Source organism: Rhizobacter sp. Root1221, assembly GCF_001425785.1.
GTDB lineage: Bacteria > Pseudomonadota > Gammaproteobacteria > Burkholderiales > Burkholderiaceae_C > Rhizobacter.
Genome location: NZ_LMDI01000006.1, coordinates 138,871 through 145,000 on the forward strand (window position 1 = coordinate 138,871; position 6,130 = coordinate 145,000).

Sequence of the window (6,130 nt, forward strand, 5' to 3'; positions counted from 1 at the left end):
TCAGTGGCTCTCTTGCAATTGAACGGGGGGGCTCGGCTCCGGATCCGGCGCCTTGCGGCGATTCACCAGCCCTTGCACCACCACGAAGAACAGGGGGACGAAGAAGATGGCGAGCACCGTGCCGGACACCATGCCGCCCACCACCGCGGTGCCCAGCGCGTTCTGCGCACCCGCGCCGGCGCCCTTGCCGAGCATCAAGGGAAGCACCCCCAGGATGAAGGCAAGCGAGGTCATCAAGATCGGACGCAGGCGCATGCGCGCCGCGGTCAGCGCCGCCTCGACGACCCCCTTGCCCTGGGCCACGAGGTCCTTCGCGAACTCGACGATCAGGATGGCGTTCTTCGACGCGAGGCCGACGGTCGTGAGCAGCCCGACCTGGAAGTACACGTCGTTCATCTTCCACGTCAGCACCGCGCCCACCAGCGTACCGAGCACACCCAGGGGCACGACCAGGATGACGGACACGGGGATCGCCCAACTTTCGTACAGCGCCGCGAGGCACAGGAACACCACGAGGATGGACACCGCGTACAGCAGGCCTGCCTGTCCGCCAGCCTGCCGCTCCTGGCGAGACACACCCGTCCACTCGTAGCCGATGCCAGGCGGCAACTGTGCGACGTGCCGTTCCACCAGCGCGAGTGCCTGGCCGCTCGACATCGCGCCCGGCATGGCCATGCCCAGGATCTCCACGGAGGGAACGCCGTTGTAGCGCTCCAGGCGCGGCGATCCGGACGTCCAGCGGGCGGTGGCGAACGCGCTGAACGGCGCCATCGCCCCACTGGCGTTGCGAACGTACCAGTGGTCGATGTCGCTCGGCAGCATGCGGTACGGTGCGTCGGCCTGCAGGTACACCTTTTTCACGCGGCCTTGGTCAATGAAGTCGTTGACGTAGCTGCTGCCCCAGGCGGCGGAGAAGGTGTCGTTCACGTCGGCCATCGTGAGCCCGAGTGCGCCCACCTTGTGCGGGTCGACGTCGAGCTTGAACTCGGGCGTGTCTTCCATGCCGTTGGCACGCACCGCGACCAGGCCCGGCTCCTTGCGGAGCGCCGCCAGCAGTTGATTCCGTGCGTCCATCAGCGCAGCGTGACCCAGGTTGGCCCGGTCCTGGAGCATGAGGTCAAAGCCGCTTGCGTTGCCGAGTTCCGAGACCGCGGGCGGGGCGAAGGCGAACACCGTGGCATTCGGGATGCGCGCCAGCGCGCCCATGGCGGTGTTGGCGACGTCCTGCGCTTTCATGCCCGCACCGGTGCGTTCGCTCCACGGCTTGAGCTTGACGAATGCGAAGCCCGCGTTCTGGCCACTGCCGGCGAAGCTGAAGCCGGCCACGGTGAAGATCGCATCCACCGTGTCCTTCTGGTCCACGAGGAAGTGCTGCTCCATCTGCGCGACCACGTCGAGCGTGCTGCTCTGCGCCGCACCCGGGGGCAACTGAACCATCGCGAACAGCGTGCCCTGGTCCTCGTCCGGCAGGAAGCCGGCCGGGATCTTCGAGAACACGAACGCGACGGCGACCAACAGCACCGCATAGCCGGCCATGTACCGGCCGCCGCGGTTCACCATGTGGCGCACCACGCCTTGATAACCGCGATTGCTGCGGTCGAACCAGCGGTTGAACGCGCCGAAGAAGCCGGTGGTCGCGAGCGCATGGCCCTTGGCAACGGGTTTGAGCAGCGTCGCGCACAGCGCCGGCGTCAGGATCATCGCGACCAGCACGGAGAGCGTCATCGCCGACACGATGGTGACCGTGAACTGACGGTAGATCACACCGGTGGACCCACCGAAGAACGCCATGGGAACGAACACCGCCGCCAGCACCAGCGCGACGCCGACCAGCGCGCCGGTGATCTGGCCCATCGATTTGCGCGTGGCCTCCAGAGGCGACAGCCCCTCCTCGCTCATCACACGTTCGACGTTTTCCACCACCACGATCGCGTCGTCGACCAGGAGGCCGATGGCAAGGACCATCGCGAGCATGGTCAACGTGTTCAGCGAGTAGCCGAACGCGGCCAGCACGCCGAAGGTGCCGAGCAGCACCACCGGCACGGCGATCGTCGGGATCAGCGTCGCGCGGAAGTTCTGCAGGAAAAGGTACATCACGACGAAGACCAGCACGACGGCCTCGATCAGCGTCTTCACGACCTCCTCGATGGAGATGCGCACGAACGGCGTGGTGTCGTACGGCTTGATCACCTCGACGCCGGGAGGAAAGAACGGCTTCAGCTCGTCGAGCCGTGCGTCGATCCCCCGCACGGTGTCAAGCGCATTGGCGCCGGTGGCGAGCTTGATGGCGAGGCCCGCGGCAGGCTTGCCGTTGAAGCGGGACACGTTGGCGTAGCTCTCGCTGCCCAGTTCGACGCGCGCAACGTCCCTCAGCCGCACCGCCGACCCGTCGGCTTGCGTGCGCAGCAGGATCTCCTCGAACTCCGCGGCAGTCTTCAGCCGCGTCTGCGTCGTGATCGTGGCATTGAGCTGCTGGCTGGACACGGCGGGCAGGCCACCCAGCTGGCCAGCCGACACTTGGGCGTTCTGCGCGCTGATCGCATTCTTGACGTCGAGCGGCGTCAGCTTGAAGTTGTTCAGCTGCGTGGGGTTGAGCCAGACGCGCATCGCGTACTGCGACCCGAAGAGTGTCGTGTCACCGACACCCTCGACCCGGCTGAGCTGGTCCTGCACGTTGGCTGCGACGTAGTCCGAGAGGTCTGACCCGTTGAGCTTGCCGTCACTCGAGACGAACGCCAGCACATTGAGGAAGTTGGCAGCCGACTTCGTGACCTGCACGCCCTGCTGCTGCACCTCTTGCGGAAGCAGCGGCGTCGCGAGGGCCAGCTTGTTCTGCACCTGCACTTGCGCGGTGTCCGGGTTGGTGCCCGTCTCGAACGTCAGCGTGATCGTCACGCTGCCCGAGGACTCGCTGGTGGACGAGATGTAGGAGAGCCGGTCGAGGCCCTTCATCTTCTGTTCGATCACCTGGGTGACCGTGTCCTCCAGGGTCTTGGCGGATGCGCCCGGGTACATCGCCGTGATGGCGACGGCCGGCGGCGCGATGGTCGGGTATTGGGCGATCGGAAGGATCTTGATCGCCGCGACGCCGGCCAGCATCACGATGATGGCGAGGACCCATGCAAAGATGGGCCGGTCAATGAAAAAGCGTGCCATGGGAATGTCCGCCTCGAATCAGAGCTTCGCGGCGGTGGCGGTGGTGGCGGTGGCGGCGGCGGCAGCAGCGGGCTTGACCGTCACCGGCATGCCGGGATGCGCCTTCTGCTGTCCTGCGACGACCAGTTGGTCGCCCGCCTTGAGACCGCTGGTGACAAGCCACTGGTCGCCCACGGCGCGGCTGGTTTCCAGCGCGCGCTGCTCCAGCTTGCCATCGGCCACCACGAAGGCGACCGGCTTCCCGGTGGTGTCGCGGCTCACCGCGGGCTGGGGAGCCAGCAGCGCCTGCTGCAGAACGCCCTCCTCGACCACGGCACGCACGTACATGCCCGGCAGCAACTCGCCCTTCGGGTTCGGGAACTCCGCCCGCAGCGTGACCGCGCTGGTGCCCTGGTCGACCGTCACGTCGGAGAACTGCAGCGTGCCAGGCAGCGCGTACGTGCTGCCGTCCTCGAGCAGCAGCTTGACCTTCGCGGTGCCACGCTGGAGGTCCCCCGTGGCGAGGGAGCGGCGCAGCGCGAGCAGTGCGCTGCTGGTCTGCGTCACGTCGACGAAGATCGGGTCCATCTGCTGCACGGTGGCCATCGCGGTCGCCTGGTTGGCCGTCACGAGGGCGCCGGCCGTGACCGTCGAGCGGCCGATCCGCCCGCTGACCGGGGCCACGATGCGGGTGTAGTCGAGGTTGATGCGCTGCGTCTGCAGCGTCGCCTTTGCAGCCGATACGTCGGCTTCGGCCTGCAGCAGTGCGGCGGAGGCATCGTCGGCGTCCTGCTGGCTGACCGCCTTGATGGCGCCGAGCTCCTTGTAGCGGGCCGCCTTCAGCTTGACCGTCACGAGGTTCGCTTCGGACTTCGCAAGGGTCGCCCGGGCGTTGTCGACGCTGGCGCGATAGAGAGCCGGGTCGATCTGGTAGAGCACTTCGCCCGCCTTGACGGTGCTGCCTTCCTTGAACCGGCGGGCCTGTACGAGGCCAGTGACCTGCGGCCGCACTTCGGCGATCTGGATCGGCGCCACGCGGCCCGGCAACTCCGTCGTCAGCGCCAGCTGCTGCGGCTGGACGGTGATGGCGCGAACTTCCGGCGTGCCGGTGAAGGCAGCGGGAGGCCTCGGCGCGTCGCCGCACGCCACGAGGGCCGCCGACGCCACGGCCACGAGGGCCGTCGGCAGGACATGAATCAGGACATCACGCATGAAAAGGACTCCGGAAGACGGTCCGCCACCGCGGCACAACCGTACAGTACGGTTCATTATTGCTTTGACAAGATCCCGTCGTCAATCAAAAATAGACCCACCCGTACAGTTTCGAGAGGATTCCCGTGAAGATCCGCACAGAGGCACGACGCGACGCGATCCTCCAGATCGCCGCCGCAGTCTTTCTAGAGAAAGGCTTCGAGCGCGCGTCGATGGCCGAGATCGCCCAGAAGGTCGGCGGCTCGAAGGCAACCCTGTACGGCTACTTCCCGTCCAAGGAAGCGTTGTTCCTGGCCGTGGCGGAAGCCGAGGGGCAAAAGCAGATGGCAGCAGCCGGGTCCGAGCTGGTGGCCAGCGGACCGACCGCGCTGGCGCCGGCCTTGACGCGGTTTGCCGAGGCCCTGTTGCGGTTTCTCGGCGCCGAGACCACGTGCGCGAGCCACCGCATGGTGATCGCGGAGGCAGGCCGGTCTGACATCGGCAAGCTCTTCTACGAAATCGGGCCGAAGCACGGGCTGGACCTCATCGCGGATGTCCTCGCCGGGGCCATGGCGCGCAAAGAGCTTCGCCAGACAGAGCCGTTCGTGGCCGCCCAGCACTTTGTGGCCCTGACGACCTCCGCAATTCAATTTCGGCTGTTTCTCCGCGCGCCGGAAGACCTGACAGAAGAACGCGTCGCAGCCTCTGCCGAATGTGCGGTGGACGTTTTCTTGAGAGCGTACGCGGCCGATCCCCCGCGACCCGGGCGGTCAACGCCGCGGTAGCCGGCATCCTGGGCGGCACCCCCAACGAGGCGGCCCCCGCCAGAGGTGCAAGCGGAGGGACCGACAGTTTTCGTCACAAGCAGACGGCACGTGACGCGCGATTCGCCACAAGCGACGAACAAGGTAACTCTCAGGTCGTACAGGGACGCGTGCCGTGATGGCACAGTCCATGCAAGCGCTTGCATACGACTGGGAGGACCTGTGGTCAACGTGATGAATCAATACCTTGCTCGCCTCTTGAAGGCAGCCGCGCTGTCGGCCGTCTTCGTGGGGGTTTCGGCCTGTGGAGGCGGCAGCGAATCGTCCTCCGGCAACAGCCCGGCGGCTGGCAGCGGCACTGGCGGCACTGGCGGCACTGGCGGCACTGACAGCACGGCAGCCGGCAGCGCCTTCACCACCTTCATGGGAAGCGGCACGCTGCTGGTCGGCGCGCAGATGGACGATGCGACCGCAGCGGCAGCGCCCTTCGATGCACGCTATGTCTACCTGGCCAGCAACACGGTTCCCGAGGCGGCATGCCTCAAGGCCTGTCCGGAAGCTTGCACATCATGGTGGGGCTGTTGGCAGGACCGGTCGCAGCCGCCGGGCCAGTACGTGAAGCACCACCTTCAGCAGAACGCCGCCGCGACATGGCAAGGCGCTTCCCGTCCGCGACTGCCGGTGTTCACGTACTACACCTTCCTGTCCGGCTCGGGCGGGGGCGAGGGGGCGAGCGAGGTGGCGGCCATGAACAACGCTGCTGTCCTCGGGCGCTATTTTGACGACTGGCGCTTCCTGCTGCAGACGATCGGCAGCGAGCGCGTGATGCTGCACATCGAACCAGATCTCTGGGGCTTCCTGCGCAGCGTCAACAGCGATCCGCATGCCGTGCCCGCGCAGGTGAAGACAGCCAACCCCGCCGACTGCGCATCGCAGGAGAACAGCGCCGCGGGCCTGGCCCGCTGCATGATCGCGATGGCACGGAAGTACGCGCCGCACGTGGCGGTGGGCCTGCACGCCTCGCCGTGGAACTACCTGGC

At 66.9% G+C, this 6,130-nt stretch carries 4 protein-coding genes (1 of these 4 cut by a window edge); 2 read left to right on the forward strand and 2 right to left on the reverse strand.

Annotation, left to right across the window (positions count from 1 at the left end; genetic code table 11):
- Nucleotides 1-3,156, reverse strand: coding sequence for an efflux RND transporter permease subunit (locus tag ASC87_RS06450; protein ID WP_056658446.1), 3,156 nt, complete (start codon nucleotides 3,154-3,156; stop codon nucleotides 1-3).
- Between the two features lie 18 nt (nucleotides 3,157-3,174).
- On the reverse strand, nucleotides 3,175-4,347 hold the full coding sequence (locus ASC87_RS06455; RefSeq protein ID WP_056658447.1) for an efflux RND transporter periplasmic adaptor subunit: 1,173 nt from the start codon (nucleotides 4,345-4,347) through the stop codon (nucleotides 3,175-3,177).
- 125 nt (nucleotides 4,348-4,472) lie between these two features.
- Here ASC87_RS06455 and ASC87_RS06460 point away from each other — a divergent pair, with 125 nt between their 5' ends.
- Both ASC87_RS06460 and ASC87_RS06465 read left to right on the forward strand, forming a co-directional pair.
- Nucleotides 4,473-5,111: a TetR/AcrR family transcriptional regulator gene (locus ASC87_RS06460; RefSeq protein ID WP_056658449.1), complete on the forward strand. Its 639-nt coding sequence runs from the start codon at nucleotides 4,473-4,475 to the stop codon at nucleotides 5,109-5,111.
- Between the two features lie 90 nt (nucleotides 5,112-5,201).
- Nucleotides 5,202-6,130 carry the 5' portion of a hypothetical protein gene (locus ASC87_RS06465; protein WP_200954320.1) on the forward strand. It continues 433 nt past the right edge of the window, so 929 of the gene's 1,362 nt are visible here — the first part of the coding sequence; its start codon is at nucleotides 5,202-5,204; the stop codon falls past the right edge of the window.